Annotated in this window: 14 protein-coding genes; 10 read left to right on the top strand and 4 right to left on the bottom strand. The window is 51.0% G+C overall.

The window, feature by feature from the left end; genetic code table 11:
- The first annotated feature begins 34 nt into the window (after positions 1–34).
- The gene (locus tag QGP82_RS06785) at positions 35–808 is read left to right on the top strand and encodes an SIR2 family NAD-dependent protein deacylase (RefSeq protein WP_499057981.1); all 774 of its coding nucleotides are present in this window, start codon (positions 35–37) and stop codon (positions 806–808) included.
- Positions 809–932: 124 nt separating this feature from the next.
- Here QGP82_RS06785 and QGP82_RS06780 read toward each other — a convergent pair whose 3' ends face one another.
- Positions 933–2,384, bottom strand: coding sequence for a cobyrinic acid a,c-diamide synthase CobB (locus tag QGP82_RS06780; protein WP_499057979.1), 1,452 nt, complete (start codon positions 2,382–2,384; stop codon positions 933–935).
- 184 nt (positions 2,385–2,568) lie between these two features.
- Here QGP82_RS06780 and QGP82_RS06775 point away from each other — a divergent pair, with 184 nt between their 5' ends.
- The 4 genes from QGP82_RS06775 (at position 2,569) to cobJ (ending at position 8,113) form a co-directional block, all read left to right on the top strand.
- Entirely contained in the window at positions 2,569–3,612 is a 1,044-nt protein-coding gene (locus QGP82_RS06775; protein WP_499057977.1) for a sirohydrochlorin chelatase, read from the top strand.
- Positions 3,613–4,088: 476 nt separating this feature from the next.
- Positions 4,089–5,384, top strand: a complete 1,296-nt coding sequence (gene cbiE, locus QGP82_RS06770) for a precorrin-6y C5,15-methyltransferase (decarboxylating) subunit CbiE (RefSeq protein ID WP_499057976.1) — start codon at positions 4,089–4,091, stop codon at positions 5,382–5,384.
- Positions 5,374–6,123, top strand: a complete 750-nt coding sequence (locus tag QGP82_RS06765) for a precorrin-2 C(20)-methyltransferase (RefSeq protein ID WP_499057974.1) — start codon at positions 5,374–5,376, stop codon at positions 6,121–6,123. The genes cbiE and QGP82_RS06765 overlap by 11 nt, the downstream gene beginning before the upstream one ends.
- A complete protein-coding gene (cobJ, locus tag QGP82_RS06760; protein WP_499057972.1) occupies positions 6,107–8,113 on the top strand; it encodes a precorrin-3B C(17)-methyltransferase in 2,007 nt (668 codons plus the stop codon). The genes QGP82_RS06765 and cobJ overlap by 17 nt, the downstream gene beginning before the upstream one ends.
- 17 nt (positions 8,114–8,130) lie before the next feature.
- On the opposite strand, the gene ung is transcribed toward cobJ, so the two are convergent.
- Both ung and QGP82_RS06750 read right to left on the bottom strand, forming a co-directional pair.
- The gene (gene ung, locus QGP82_RS06755; RefSeq protein WP_499057970.1) at positions 8,131–8,832 is read right to left on the bottom strand and encodes a uracil-DNA glycosylase; all 702 of its coding nucleotides are present in this window, start codon (positions 8,830–8,832) and stop codon (positions 8,131–8,133) included.
- 203 nt (positions 8,833–9,035) lie between these two features.
- Positions 9,036–9,353: an FkbM family methyltransferase gene (locus QGP82_RS06750; protein WP_499057968.1), complete on the bottom strand. Its 318-nt coding sequence runs from the start codon at positions 9,351–9,353 to the stop codon at positions 9,036–9,038.
- A gap of 128 nt (positions 9,354–9,481) precedes the next feature.
- Between QGP82_RS06750 and QGP82_RS06745 the strand changes: the two genes are divergently transcribed.
- Positions 9,482–9,700: a hypothetical protein gene (locus tag QGP82_RS06745; protein WP_499057967.1), complete on the top strand. Its 219-nt coding sequence runs from the start codon at positions 9,482–9,484 to the stop codon at positions 9,698–9,700.
- On the opposite strand, the gene QGP82_RS06740 is transcribed toward QGP82_RS06745, so the two are convergent.
- Positions 9,648–10,322 carry an IS5 family transposase gene (locus QGP82_RS06740; protein WP_499057965.1) on the bottom strand — a complete coding sequence of 225 codons (675 nt, stop codon included), beginning with the start codon at positions 10,320–10,322 and terminating at the stop codon, positions 9,648–9,650. The two genes, QGP82_RS06745 and QGP82_RS06740, sit on opposite strands and share 53 nt — an antisense overlap.
- A gap of 373 nt (positions 10,323–10,695) precedes the next feature.
- On the opposite strand from QGP82_RS06740, the gene ppsA reads away from it, so the two are divergent.
- The 4 genes from ppsA (at position 10,696) to QGP82_RS06720 (ending at position 15,475) form a co-directional block, all read left to right on the top strand.
- Complete coding sequence (gene ppsA, locus QGP82_RS06735; RefSeq protein ID WP_499057963.1) at positions 10,696–13,149, top strand: phosphoenolpyruvate synthase; 2,454 nt, start codon at positions 10,696–10,698, stop codon at positions 13,147–13,149.
- A gap of 80 nt (positions 13,150–13,229) precedes the next feature.
- Positions 13,230–13,766: a universal stress protein gene (locus tag QGP82_RS06730; protein WP_499057961.1), complete on the top strand. Its 537-nt coding sequence runs from the start codon at positions 13,230–13,232 to the stop codon at positions 13,764–13,766.
- A gap of 160 nt (positions 13,767–13,926) precedes the next feature.
- Positions 13,927–14,424 (top strand): hydrogenase maturation protease, encoded by a 498-nt coding sequence (locus tag QGP82_RS06725; protein WP_163665274.1) that lies wholly within the window; start codon positions 13,927–13,929, stop codon positions 14,422–14,424.
- 568 nt (positions 14,425–14,992) lie between these two features.
- Positions 14,993–15,475 carry a hypothetical protein gene (locus QGP82_RS06720; RefSeq protein WP_163701635.1) on the top strand — a complete coding sequence of 161 codons (483 nt, stop codon included), beginning with the start codon at positions 14,993–14,995 and terminating at the stop codon, positions 15,473–15,475.
- The last annotated feature ends 95 nt before the right edge of the window (positions 15,476–15,570 follow it).

Raw genomic sequence — 15,570 nt, 5'->3', positions numbered from 1 at the left:
TTCCAATACCCTTACCGATTGCTATACCCAGACTATGACTACTATTCTTGAGGACGTTGCCGAGCATTTGAGTCAAGCCGAGCAGATTCTGTTTATTACGGGGGCAGGCCTCTCTGCTGATTCGGGTTTGCCCACCTACCGGGGTGTGGGTGGGCTATACGAAGGACAAACGACAGCAGAAGGCTTTTCGATCGAAGAAGCCCTGAGTGGCTCCATGTTTCAGGTGCAGCCCGACATTACCTGGAAATACCTCTGGCAACTTGGTGCGGCATTACACAATACTTGCCACAATCGTGGGCATGAGGTGATTGCAGAAATTGAGCGCCATAAGCCTAACACTTGGGTCTTAACCCAGAATATTGATGGGTTTCACCGCTCGGCAGGCAGTCAAAACCTGGTGGAAATTCACGGTCGTGCTTCAGAGCTTTATTGCATCAAGTGTGATTATGTCACCACAGCCCAGGACTTCCTGGCGGACTATGGCCAAGAGGTGCCTCTGCCCCCCATCTGTCCAGCCTGCCAGGGGATTATTCGTCCTGCCGTTGTCCTGTTCGGTGAAACTTTGCCCGAACGGGGCATCCAAGCGCTTTACCAGTTTCAGGACATGGCCTGGGATCTTGTCTTTGCGGTAGGAACGTCGGGGCTTTTTCCGTATATTGCTGAACCTCTGGTTAGAGCACAGTTGAAGGGTATTCCCACGGTAGAAATTAATCCGGGTGAAACGATGTTGTCGTCTGTGGTGGAATATCGGATTGCCCTAGGAGCAGCGGTGGCGTTAGAGCAGATTTGGCATTTGGCTCAGCATTAGAGACAAAGCCATAATGTTCTAGGGTTGCGACGATCACGGGTGTCCTTTTAATCGAGAGCTCTTGCCGCATCGCTAGGCTCAAGGACGTTAGCTGATACTAATGTTGTCGGGGTAGTTCTAAAGACTATGGCCGACAACATTTAACAAACTGTTGGGCAAAGGTGGGATTGCTGCCAAAGTGTAAATGAACGTAACTGGCGAGGACATTATAGACCTGATAGCCCTCCCAAGGTTGATGGTTTTTCCATCCTTGCAGTTTGTAATTAAACTCCAATTGTCCCCTGAGTGAAAATTGTCCCCTGAGCGAAGTCGAAGGGGACGTCGGGGTGATTTCCAGCAGATTACCTTGAGCATCCACAATGTCTGAATAGTGAAACCGATGACCGCGAATGGTGCCCTGTTTAGGGAAGCCACCGTAGGGTCCCACCATGTCTACCTGGCGATAGCCCAGCTTCACCCGTTGTCCCATTGTTGTCCAAAACGGAAGAATACCGACAAAGGGATAGCGCTGTTTTTTAGCGCCCAACAATCCCTGGGAAAGATACATCAAGCCACCGCATTCTGCATAGACCAGACGTCCTGACCGGCAAAAGTTTGCGATCGCATCCCGCATATCCTTATTCTCAGACAGTTGTTTAGAATGCAGCTCAGGATACCCCCCACCAATATAAAGACCATCCAAATTCTCAGGCAAAGCATCCTTTAGAGGAGAAAAAGGAATCAATTCTGCCCCCGCCTGTTCCAGCAGACTTAGGTTGACCCCATAGTAAAAACAAAATGCCTGATCCTGGGCAATCCCAATACGGACCTTAGGAGAGTGGGACAAGCATTGTTGAGCACCGGTTTTCATCTCCAGGTGACTGGATGCTACGAGTTGGTCTGAGCGAGAGTTGGCAATATTGACTAACTCTGCCAAATCCAGATTGTCGGTTACCAGCTTTGCCAGACTGTCCAGATAGTCAGTCTCAGCTAACTCATCCTCTGTCGCCCGCCATAGTCCTAAATGGCGTTCAGGAATACTCACTGGTTCAGTGCGAGGAATTCCTCCCAGAATAGGTACCTGGACAGTTTGATTTACCGCAGAACAAATACGCTCAAGGTGTGACGCACTGCCGATTTGGTTGCAGATCACCCCCGCCACCGCCAGGTCTGGATCAAAGTTGCCATAGCCTGAAATCAGGGCTGCTGCACTGCGGGCCAAAGAACGGGCATTGATCACAAGAATTACCGGTGCCCCCAGCCACTTGGCCATTTCCGCCGTACTCCCCGATTCAGACTCCGCGCCGTAGCCATCAAACAGCCCCATCACCCCTTCAACAATGGCCAGATCAGCTCCCTGGCAAGCCTGATCAAAGATCTGACGATTCTGAGCCTGATTTAGCATCCAGCCATCCAGATTATGGGAGACCCGCCCCGTTGCCCGCTGATGGTGGCTGGGGTCAATAAAATCGGGTCCTACCTTAAAAGGCTGTACTTGCAGACCCTGATGGGTAAACGCCCGCATGAGACCAATGGCGATAGACGTCTTACCCACACCACTGTGGGTTCCAGCAATAACAAGGGTGGGAATCGGCATGCTGTAAAAACTATGTTGAAACGCTAAAGGTCCTTTAGTTACATAACATTTCTCGTAACATGCCACTGCCCTATGGAGCATTTGATCCTGGAAGATGGCGAGAGTTTATAGTTTTCCGAAAAATCAAAGTGTGCATAGGGCAAATCGGCATGGGGGAATTCCATGTTTCGTCGGCTGCCGACAAATGTTAACGTTAATCCCTGACCTCTATCTCTCTGGATTGCCCAGAGGCCATGATAACCACATGAGTCAATCTAACCCTCTTTTACTTTTGGGCCATGGCACTCGTGATGCTAATGGGCGTCAGGCATTTCTTGATTTTGCCCATACGTTTCAAACCTATGACCCTAGCCGTCCCGTGGTTCCCTGTTTTTTGGAACTGACGGATCCCCTGATCCAGGCAGGCATTGATAGCTGTGTTGAGCAAGGCTATCACGAGCTAACCGTACTGCCGGTGCTACTGTTTGCTGCACGCCACAGCAAGTTTGACGTAACCAATGAACTAGATCGGGCTATCCAGCGTCACCCTCAACTGAAGCTCAACTATGGTCGCCATTTTGGTGTATCCCTACGCTGGTTAGACCTGTGGCAAAAACGGCTAGAACAGGCAGATAAAGAAAGCACCGTACCCCGTGAACAAACCGTACTGCTATTTGTCGGTCGCGGCGCATCGGACCCTGATGCCAATGGCGATGTGTATAAGCTGGCTCGGATGCTGTGGGAAGGTAGCGGCTACCACGACCTGGAAGTTTGCTTTACCGGCATTACCCACCCTCGGATGGAACGAGGCTTTGAGCGCGCCCGAGCCTGGAATCCTAAACGAATTATTGTGATCCCCCACCTGCTGTTTGATGGGGTGCTGGCAAAGCGGATTCAGACCATTGTTGAACAAGAGCAGGCGGCTCACCCTGACATAGAAGTGCAGAGCCTATCAGTAATTGGTGCCGATCCAATTTTGTTTGAGCTAATTCGCGATCGCGAACAAGAAGCCCAAGCTGGCCAGGTCTCCATGAACTGCTACACCTGCAAGTTTCGCCAGGTAGTCAGCGCCCAGGGACATGGGCATCACCATCATGATCACGGGCACAGCCACGACCATGGCCACAATCACGAGCACGGCCACAGTCATAGCCACGACCACCCTGAAGGACAAGCCCTATACCACGGCATTCCCGACCTCTATCCCGAAGTGGAGGATTACCATGAGCGGGCCTGGCAGGTACCCTAAAAGAGCATTAACACTAAGTTCATGATTCTGTTTTTCTACGCTACGTTTTTGGCAGGCAGCAGCTCAGGATATATACAATCGACCCCGCCGTAACCCCTTAATCTATGCAATTTTGGATAGCCTAGTACGTTGGGTTGTAGGGCGGCGTTCCGGCCCTGCCCATGGGGGTTTGGGGAACTCGGAGGGACCCCAAGCAGCTGGTTTTGCAGTTAGCCAACTACTCAAAATATCTTGGTTGTAAAGTTGGCTAATTGCGATAAGGACTGCTCAGGACTTTCCTCCCCGAACCCCTTCTGTTCGTGGGGGCCTAACTCCCCTTTACGGAAGTATCCAAGTGATCCCACTTAGGCAAGCTGGGTTTCCCCGACAGGGTAGTCGCTCATAGCAACAATACGGGTGTGGTGAGGTTACGGTGGGGTCGATTGTTCAGGTTATCCCAAGCCATGCAATTCTCTTTTGTTTAAAAGCTCTTCAGCGTGAAACAATCTTGTCCTCAAAACTTACTGCATGTTATCGGTTTAGGGTTAGACGGTCTGCAAAGTCTGAGCCCTGAATCTCTAGCCTGTCTGAAAAAAGCTGAGATTATTGCAGGTAGTAAAGCCCATCTACAAACTGTAGCCGAGCATCCAGCTCGCAAGCTGCCCCTCAGCAACAATATTGTCGCCTGGATCGACCAAATAGCCGACATACTTCAACAACAATCCGTTGTAGTTCTAGCCAGCGGCGATCCACTGTTCTATGGTCTAGGCCGCCTCCTAACACAACGATTCGACCGGCAATATCTCCGATTCTATCCCCAGGTAAGCTCTATCCAACTGGCCTTTAACCGTCTAGGGATTCCCTGGCAGTCGGCCACCATCGTCAGTGTCCACGGTCGTCAGCCCGATCACCTGGAGCAGGCCCTCAAACAAGGCAAATCTCCCCTCGCAGTTCTGACCGATTTTGTCCATACGCCAGGAGAAATTGCCCGGCTTATTCAAGATATACGCCCCCCTGCGCAGTATCACATGACCGTATGTAGCCAGCTCGGAGCTACTGAGGAGACTATCCAATCAATTTCTATAGAAGCAGCAATAGACAGTTCGTTCCCGAGCCCTAATGTTGTTGTCCTAGAAGCACAGCCTCTGACACAAGCCCTGCCTCAGCCCCTCTTCGGCATTGCCGATAAAGACTTTCACACCTTTCCCGATCAGCCTGGTTTGATTACAAAGCAGGAAGTCCGTGCTTTGTCCCTCTCCCTGCTGCGATTACAGCCAGATATCACGGTATGGGATGTAGGAGCCGGTACTGGGTCCATCTCCATTGAGATTGCGCGGCTAATACCCGATGCCCACATCTATGCCATTGAGAAAACGGCTGCTGGGCTGACCTTAATCGAAAAAAACTGTCGTCGCTTTGGTACGCCTCACATTTCTCCTATCCGAGGTGTTGCGCCAGCGGCGCTAAACTCTTTGCCAGACCCGGATCGAATCATGATTGGTGGGGGAGGAAAAGCAATGTCGGAAATTTTGGCGGTGTGTTGCGATCGCATCCGCCCGAACGGTGTCATTGTCGCCAACTTTGCCACCCTCGAAACCTGTATGCTAGCCAAGCAACAGCTACAAAATAAGGGCTGGATTGTACAGCTTTTACAAGTCAACATTGCCCGCTCAGCCACCCTGGCCACCGCCACCCGGTTTGTTCCTTTAAACCCTGTGATTTTGTTGCAAGCCTCTCGACCATTCCCTCAACCCGATGCAGGCTCAGATCAAGGAGAAAGCAATGATATCTAATGAGTTACTGACAAAATCTTCTGCCTGGGGCAAGTTGTGGGGAGTGAGCGTTGGTCCAGGAAATGACGAATGGCTCACCCTAAAAGGACTGCGAATTTTACAGACCGTGGATGTGGTGGCCTGTCCCCAGAATCGACATGGAAAGCCCGGCATGGCCTACAACATTGTCAAATCTCACCTGCGGCCCGAGCAAACGATTTTGCCCTTGGACCTGCCCTTTGTGCGCGATCCGGTGCAGCTACAGCAAGCCTGGACTACAGCAGGAGAGAAACTAGTACCCTTGTTAGCCCAGGGCCAGGATGTGGTATTTATCACCGAGGGAGATGCCAGCCTATATAGCACCTTTAGCTATGTGGCCCAGTCGGTGCATCGTTTGGCCCCTGACGTAGAAATTACCACTGTACCGGGGGTGTGTTCTCCCCTAGCCGCCATGGCCGCCCTCAATATGCCCTTATCCCTGGGGGCAGAAAAAATTGTCATTCTTCCTGCCCTGTATGACGTGTCCGAACTGACCCATGCCCTGGAGTGGGCTGAAGTTGTGGTGTTGATGAAAGTGGCATCGGTGTTTGGTCAGGTATGGCAAATCCTGAAAGAAGCAGACCTTTTAGACCACTCCAGTCTGGTGGAACGGGTGGGTTCACCGGAGGAGAAACGGTATCCTAGCCTGGTGGACCTGGCTGACCATAAACCACCCTACTTTTCCATTTTGATTGTGCGCCGCCATGACTATCGCTTCTAAGTCTTTTCTCATGCCTGAATCCAAGGTTGTGATCATTGCTCCCACACTGGCAGGCTGTCATCAAGCTCTTCAGCTTTGGGATGGTCTACAGCCCCTGGAACTTTGGACCAGGGAAGATACCCTAACTTCGATGGATACTGCTGATCGTGTTATACAACATCCTGATTGTCAGCCCCCAATATCGCAGGGCAACCACAAGGGATTGCCCCTACAGGAGCATCCATTTTTAGCTGGGTTTACTGACTTAGAATTTGGTGTCGTTCATTGTTATAGTGGCTCCCTAATCCCTGTGGTGGCAGCTTGTTGGGACCGAGCCACACAGCTAGTCTTTTTCTTGCCCGTGGGGGCAGTGGTGCGACTGATTGCCCCACTACTCCAAAACAAACACCAGGATCCGGGGGTGGTGGCCATTGATGACAGTGGTAAGTTTGTGGTTAGCGTTAGCGGGGGACACCAGGGGGGAGCTGATGCGCTCACACGACAATGTGCGGCCCTACTGAGAGCTGCACCGGTAATTACGTCAGCCTCTGAAGGACAACAGCTACCGGCTGTAGATCTGTTGGGTAAGCCCTATGGTTGGCAGCGTGGAGGGGGAGATTGGACAAAGGTGGCGTCAGCGCTGGCACAACGAGAGGCGATCGCAGTGCATCAAACCTGTGGTGAGACTCTATGGCGACAGATGTTACCTGACGATTCTTCTTTTTATTTTGCAGATCAGGAGACTGCGGCCTCAAATACTCAATTACCAGCCTCTCCGCAACTGTGGATTTCGGATCAGCTACCCCCTAGTCAGGATTCAGAAGGGCACAACCCAGCGAAATCTCTTCAAGTGTGCTGGCATCCTCGTACATTATGGCTAGGGCTGGGCTGTGAGCGAGGGACATCGACAGAGTTAATTGAGGCCAGTATTAGACAGGTATTGCGCGATCGCAACCTGGCCTGGCAATCCATCGCCGGCATCGCCTCCATTGACCTCAAGCAAGACGAAGTCGCCTTTCAAACCCTGGCAGAACGGCATCAGTGGCCCCTGCACTTATTCAGCGCTGCTCAACTACAAGAACCAGCGGTTCCCAATCCCTCAGATGTCGTTACCCAGGCGGTGGGGACACCGTCTGTCGCTGAAGCCGCTGCCCTGCTGGCCGCCCATAGTCAGGAACTGGTGATAACAAAACAAGTCTTTAAAGGTGAGCAGCAGGGGGCCTGCACCATTGCCGTAGCCCGCGCTGACCAGCCATACAATCCCCGGCCGGGTCACCTGTATCTGATTGGCTCAGGTCCTGGCTCTTTAGCCCAGCTCACCGCAGCGGCCCGGGCCGCTCTGTTGGACTGTGATGTGGTAATTGGCTATGGCCTTTATTTAGACCTGTTGCGGCCCCTATTCCATCCTAACCAGGTGGTTGAGACTAGCAAAATCACCCAGGAAGTACAGCGGGCAGAGCGAGCCGTTGCCCTGGCCCACCAAGGATTAACCGTAGGCATGGTGTCCTCCGGCGACTGCGGCATTTATGGCATGGGGGGCCTGGTGATGGAATGCCTGGTGCAGCGAGGCTGGGATGGCAACACACCCGGTGTTTCAGCCTTCCCAGGAATTACGGCACTCCAGGCAGTGGCAGCCCGGGTGGGGGCTCCCCTGATGCATGACTTTTGTGCCATTTCCCTGTCTGATTTGCTAGTGCCGTGGGAGGTGATTGAAAAGAGATTAGCGGCGGCAGCCCAAGGGGATTTTGTGGTGGCGCTCTATAATCCGCGCTCGAAGACTCGCACGCGGGGCATTGAAATTGCGTTAGAGATTTTGCGACGGCATCGTTCGGATGATACTCCGGTTGCGATCGCACGTTCTCTCTACCGTTCAGGAGAATCCGTCCGCTGTCTTACCCTGAAAGAGGTAGATGTGACCACCATCGATATGCTCACCGTGGTGTTAATCGGCAATACCCGCACGTTTTTGCATCAGGGTCGCATGGTTACCCCCAGGGGTTACAAAGTCTAGAAATCGGTAAAAAACGACTATAGCGACCATGAAATAGGTGCAATGCCATTTTTTTGCAAATATTCATTGGCTTTTGAAAAGTGCCGATTGCCAAAGAAACCACGGTGTGCTGAGAGCGGCGAAGGGTGAGGTGAGGTCAGCACTAAATGCCGTTCACGATCAATAAATTTTCCTTTCTGTTGTGCATAGCTACCCCACAGCAGAAACACGAGATTTTTTCGTTGCTGATTTAGGTTAGTGATAATGGCATCTGTAAATTGCTCCCAGCCTTTTCCCCGATGGGAGGCGGCTTTATGTTGTTCCACTGTGAGGACGCTGTTAAGCAATAACACGCCTTGATCTGCCCAGCTTTGCAGGCAGCCGTGATTAGGAGGTTTAATGCCCAGATCTTGCTCAATTTCTTTAAAGATATTAACCAGAGAAGGCGGCGGCGCAATGCCCTCCGGGACAGAAAAGCTCAAGCCGTGGGCCTGACCGGGGCCATGATATGGGTCCTGTCCAAGAATCACAACTTTGACTTGGTCAAATGGTGTGCTATCCATTGCATTGAACATCAGTGCGCCACGGGGGTAAATAACCTTGCCAGCGGCCTTTTCCGCCTTTAAGAATTTTTTTAGATCCTGCATGTAGGGAGTGGCAAACACATCTTCTAATACCGCTTTCCAGCTGGCTTCAAGCTTAATCGTGCTATTAGAAGAGGACGAGGCTTCCATGGTCATAACGGGCCTGTATGGGTAGATGGTTTAGACAACTAGTAATTCGCACTATCATAAACTTTGTCATACCATTTCCCATTGTGACCGCTTACTGCAAGGAATGTATAGGCATGGTGCGTTCCCAAGCATCTATTGATAGGGTATGTAGGAGTACAGTGAAGAGAGCACTCTACAAGATCGGAAATCGTTCTAAAATATGGTGGGTATTAATCGCCCAGTAAGTGTTTGTTTTTAGCTCGAATTAGCATCAGCGAAGCGTCACCCTGAAAATCACAGGAAAACCCCAAATGTTTCAGAAATTTTAGTAAGGTCATACCATCTCCTCGGGGAGAACCGCCAGCTTCAACAATTAAATATTTAACCGATGATTTTAGTAAGTCGCCAAAGGGCATTAAAATGCTATGTTCCGAGCCCTCAACGTCTACCTTGAGCACATCAACAGAACCTATCTTTTCCAATATTAACTGCAGTGTTGTTACTTCAACGTCTACACTGCTGCGAGCTGAGGAATCGGGTAAATTCAAGTAACAGATGTCTCATTTCCTCATAATATCCCCAAACTTTCTTCATACATTAAAGATGGTGATCCTAAGACAGGGGTACAACCCTTTGATGGGGATATCTCAGAGACTCATCAGCAATGAGGTCTATCGTGACTGGAGCAGTTTCGGGAAGAGTGATTGCTGTGCGAGGCAGTGTAGTCGATCTGTATTTTCCAGGTACCTTACCGGCCTTACATACCCAGGTGATTATCGGTGGGAGTGGCACTGTTGAAGTGGTGAATTATTTAGATGCCCATACCGTTCGGTGGATTGCGCTTATGCCCACCGATGGGTTCGCTCAACGACCCATCGATAAGGAGCCGGGATAAACCCCTCTCCTAGTTTTTTTGTCACCTCTAGAATGCAGTGATGAACGTGTTTTATAATCTCTCCTAAAGCTCCCTTATATGCTTGGTCAGCCAACACTTTCTCAAGCCTCACATAGGTCTCTAATACAGGACCTAACACTGCAACGGCTGCTTTAATATCCGCCATATTGGCGGCACTCACAAAACAATTTAACACCATGCCTAAGATGTCAACAACGATATGACGCTTACGTCCCTTGACACACTTATGACCATCAATTCCTTGTTCAGGTCCTTTTTTCTCTGAGGTCCTCACAGATTGACTGTCAATGCTGATCAAGCTCGGTTGCTCAGCTCGTCCCTCTGCGAGTCTTACTAGCTTTACCAAGCGTTCATTAATCTGGTCCCATAAGCCTATCTTGACCCAACGACGATAATAATCATAGACAGTTGACCAGTTCGGCAGATCATGGGGCATCGCACGCCATTTGATACCGTTATCGACCCAATACAAAATGGCATTCACGATCTCTCGTAAGTTCACTTCTCGAGGATGACCGACACCCTGATGGACGGGAATTAATGGCTCAACCAAGTCCCACTCATCATCGCTTAAATCTGAGGGATACGGAAGACAATTCATCCCTTCCTCCAGTGCTAACAACACTGCTGGTTATACAGGGACGAAAGGAAGAACATTCACTCCTTTACAATAATTTACGAACCCATTCTGAGTGGGAGTGTGGCTAAAGAGTGTCGTTTCATAGTCTCCTCCTAGGTCAACAGCCAGGCTGTTGCACCCTGTTGAACGAGAACTCCATCGAGCAGACGACGACTCTCATCTACCCTGCTTTAATTGTTGCATGGATGCCAAAAAAGGGACTGCCCCCTGGTCTGGCGTTAATGAAACGATACGTGGGTGGGCATCCTCATAGATTCCTCAAAGTCTTGACTTATACCCAGATTGGAAACGGTCACCCCCGTTTCTAGTGATTGTTATTTTGGATTCTGTTTTTATGGTGCAAACGACCCCTGCAAATTTGGCCCCGACGCCGACTCAATCCGCCTTTATCCTTGAATTTGAGCGGATTACGATTGATGATGTTCCCTGTGTGGGGGGAAAAAATGCATCCTTGGGCGAGATGATTCAACAGCTGACGCCCCAAGGGGTGCAGGTGCCCACTGGGTTTGCCACCACCGCCGATGCCTATCGCTATTTTATACAGCAGGCCGGTCTGGACGAGGCGTTGAGAGCGCATCTAAGCGATCTGGATATCGACGATGTCACGGCCCTGCGCCACTGTGGTCGAACCGTCCGTTCGTTAATCCTCGACACGCCCTTTCCGCCGGAGCTCGAAGCGGCCATTGCCAAGGCGTACTTGACCCTCTGTGCTGACAGTGGGAATCCAGCGCTGGATGTGGCGGTCCGCTCGAGTGCCACGGCTGAAGACCTGCCCGATGCGAGTTTTGCCGGCCAACAGGAAACCTACCTGAATGTGCATGGTGTCAAGGGCGTGCTGGAGGCGTGCCATAAATGTTTTGCCTCGCTCTTTACGGATCGGGCGATCTCCTATCGCACCATCAAGGGCTTTGATCACTTTACGGTGGCCCTGTCGGTGGGGGTGCAGCGGATGGTGCGCTCGGACTTGGCGACCTCGGGTGTGATGTTCTCCATCGATACCGAAACCGGCTTTAAGAACGCGGCGCTCGTCACGGCCGCCTATGGGTTGGGCGAGAATGTGGTGCAGGGGGCGGTGAACCCCGATGAATATTTAGTGTTTAAGCCCACCCTTCGGGAGGGATATCGTCCCATATTGAAAAAGCGCCTGGGCAGTAAAGAGATCAAAATGGTGTACGACGTGGGCGGCAGCAAGCTAACGAAGAACGTCCCGGTGTCGGAGGTGGAGCGTCAGCGCTATGCGATTAGTGATGATGAGATTTTAACCCTAGTGCGGTGGGCGTGCATCATCGAAGACCACTATACCCAGGTGCGGGGCACCTACACGCCGATGGATATTGAGTGGGCGAAAGACGGTCTCACGGGAGAGTTGTTTATTGTGCAGGCGCGCCCGGAAACGGTGCAATCTCAAACGTCAGCCTCGATTCTGCGTAATTATGTTCTCCAGGCGGATACCACCGACCTGACGCCCTTAGTGACGGGTCAAGCGGTGGGTGAAATGATTGGTCAGGGGTCTGCGCGGGTGATCCAATCGGTGCAAAACATGGCTGAGTTTCAACCGGGGGATGTGCTGATTACCCAGCGAACAGACCCGGATTGGGAACCGATTATGAAACGGGCGAGTGCGATTGTCACCGACCAAGGGGGTCGCACCTGCCATGCGGCCATTATTGCCCGAGAGTTGGGCATTCCGGCGATAGTGGGGTGTGGCAACGCGACCGAGCGTCTAGCCACCGGAGTGAGCGTGACGGTGACGTGCGCCGCTGGCGAAGTGGGTAAAGTCTATGGGGGACACCTGCCCTTTACAGTCGAAGAAACGGCGATTGATGACATTCCCCGGACGCGGACCCAAATTCTCATGAATGTGGGGAATCCAGAAGAAGCCTTTCATTTTGCGAAAATTCCGTGTGATGGGGTGGGGTTGGCGCGCATGGAGTTTATCATTGCCAACCACATTAAAGTGCATCCCCTGGCCTTACTCAACTTTGACCAGTTAGCCGTCGGCCCCATTAAACATGAGATTGAGCAGCTGACCTCGCTCTATGCCCATAAGCCCGACTACTTTGTGGAACAGTTGGCCCATGGATTAGGGATGATTGCCGCGGCGTTTTATCCCAAGCCTGTGGTGATTCGGCTCTCCGATCTCAAGAGTAATGAATATGCGAATCTGTTGGGCGGCGCGTCGTTTGAACCGACCGAAGAGAACCCGATGATTGGTTGGCGGGGGGCCTCTCGTTACACCGACCCGCGCTATCGGGAAGCGTTTGGCTTGGAATGCCAGGCCTTACAGCGGGTGCGTCGAGACATGGGCTTGACCAATTTGATTCCCATGGTGCCCTTCTGTCGGACCCCCGAAGAAGGGCAGCAGGTGCTCACTGAAATGGCCCGCTATGGGTTAGTGCGAGGGGAACAGGGGTTACAGGTGTATGTGATGTGTGAGATTCCCAACAATGTGATTTTGGCGGATGAGTTTAGCCAGATCTTTGATGGCTTCTCCATTGGGTCGAACGACCTCACGCAGCTGACCCTGGGCCTCGACCGGGATTCTGCCCTGGTGGCCCATCTCTTTGACGAACGCAGTGCTGGGGTCAAGGCGATGGTGCGTCAGGTGATTGCGAAGGCGAAGGCGAATCAGCGCAAGATTGGCATCTGTGGCCAAGCGCCGAGTGACTATCCTGAATTTGCTCAGTTTTTGGTGCAGCAGGGGATTGATTCCATTAGTCTCAATCCAGACTCTGTCTTAAAGACCACCTTAGCGATTGCGGCCATGGAGGCGGAGACCATGACCTAGGGAGCTGTCTGTGTAGGGGGGCATGACGACGATGGATAATTGTTGGTCTATTCGATCTATTTTGATGGGGAGGTTGTGGGATGTTCACTAAAATTCTGGTTGCTCTCGATCATGGCGATACCTGCCATGAGCTCGGCCAACAATCGCTGACCCTTGCCCAGGCGACTGGGGCTGAACTTCTGTTTTTCAGTGTCTTAACCCCTGATGGGGGTGGGCATTTACCCCTCCCCGAACAGACTGGGCTGACAGCTTTCTCGTTAGGGGGGCACGAGAGTCTTTGGGAGGTGTATCTCAAAAGCTATCGTGACTATGAAGCGGCGGCAACCGAGCGGTTGCGTCACTTTGTTGACCAAGCAACACAGGCCGGTGTTCGGAGTGATTTTAAGCTGGTCAATAGCGACGTTGGTCGTGCCATTTGTGACCATGCAAAAGAGTGGTCAGCTGAGTTGGTGATGGTCGGCAGCCATGGCCGTAAAGGCTTGGGTGAGATGCTATTGGGCAGTGTGAGTAATTATGTCATGCATCATGCTCCCTGTTCGGTCTTGGTCGTCCATGAGCCGAATGCAACCAAACGTCATGAACACAAGACTGAGGACGTCATCGTAGACCATCAATAACGCCTCATCACACTATAGTTCTGCTCCCTTGTCCTCTACCAGGCAATTACGCCTGGTAGAGGACATAATAAAACGACATCAGTATCGTCTAGCAGGTAGATCAATTTGCTACTAGAATGTAGGTAGGTAAGACATCGGTAAATGAGTAGAGGAAGGTACCATGGCCAATGTTATTGACGGTTTTTCCTCTGAGGTTAGTCCTGTTTTTGTTGTGATTGGCTATGGTAATCCTGACAAAGGCGATGATGCCATTGGTCAGAAAGTCGTTGCTCAACTTCAAGGGTTAAAAACACCTAATCTCGAAGCTTATTCAGTTAAACAACTCACGCCAGAACTCTCTAGTAAGCTTGCCAGGGCAAGTGTTGCTATTTTTGTTGATGCTTGTAAATTAACAAATACTGACACGGTTCAAGTTAAACCATTGGATGCCCGTGGCACCGAAACTACGGGTTCTGCACTGCCTGGTTTTGGTCATTCCTGTAGTCCCTGCTCCTTGTTGGCATTGACCCAATCTGTCTATGGCCATTTCCCAAAAGCTTGGTGGGTTGAAGTGCCTGCCTGCGACTTTACCATGGGTCATCCCTTATCGGACCTGGCAGAACAAGGGGTGGATCAGGCATTACGAACAATTGCGTCATTAATAAGTTCAGCCTCGTAGGTCTCTATGGTTACGAGAGAGAATCATGGGCACACTGAACGTATGACAAGGCTGATTATTTCAAAGCTATAGAAAAGCTCAATATCCTTAAGGACATTGAGCTAAAGAGCTTAACCCTCCCAGTCTTGAACAACGCTATTATTTGCTGAGTTTTGACGGTGGGGTAGAACGCTTTAACCAAAGCTGGCACGAAGGGCAAACGTCTCAAAGCTGGATAGGATAACGATTATTCTATTAGGAATCCTCGCTCATTGAATATGCGTTTGCCCTGTGGTCTAAAGGGTGTTGTCCAGAAAGTTTCTAGATACATGTATAGTTATAGCTAGATATATGTATAGTTATAGGAGGGTGCTGTATCTTCAGAATCTTGTTCTCAATCAAGAAGCTGGGGCCGTGCAGCTGCCTCTCATCAAGTTAAAAAGACAATCATAATTGTATGCGTTTCGCTTGATCCTGGCCTCATGCTAGCTTGAACTTCTCTCAGGCTGAAAAGCTGGAAGAGGTTAAAGGAAAACTGGAAGAAATGCTCACTGTTCAAGCATTTGAGTCGATAATAGGGTGAATGCACATGCCGTTTCGTGCTCCAAAAGTGATAAGTGCGCTCAAGCGCTTCTTCTCCGAGAAGAACGCTGTCGCGGGAGTTTCTGACGCGTTTTTGATCGTCACTGTTATCAACAGCGTTATGATGGTAACCGGCCTCGACACACCGAAGGAAGGACGGTTTGCTTACGTTCATCTCCTGCTTCGACTGGGAATTCTCACAGGGATTTGGTTTGTTTTCTATTTCTCGTACACCATCGCATCAACCAAAGAGTTCTTTCGGGACCTTCAAGCCGGGATCGGTCGGTATATTCGCCACAACGTGTATGACGCGATCGCAATAACCTATACATCGTTGGTCGTTCTCCTCTGTGTCGCCGGCTCGACAGGCCTGTTCCCTCTGCATGGCGGGCGGGTGCTCTATCAGGGATTATTGTTGCTGTTTCCTGCCGTCTGCATGGGAATCTTGGTGACCAAGGTGCTGGGAAAGAAGGACGAACCAAAAACATGAGCTGCATGATGCACAGGTTATCTACAGCGGATGGTGAGCAACGTTATATTCAAATGCATAGGGCCATGAAAAGTATCCTAACTGTTCAATTAACC

This window comes from Leptothoe sp. LEGE 181152 (assembly GCF_032906605.1).
GTDB lineage: Bacteria > Cyanobacteriota > Cyanobacteriia > Phormidesmidales > Phormidesmidaceae > Leptothoe > Leptothoe turfae.
This window is presented reverse-complemented; position numbering and strand designations above follow the sequence as displayed.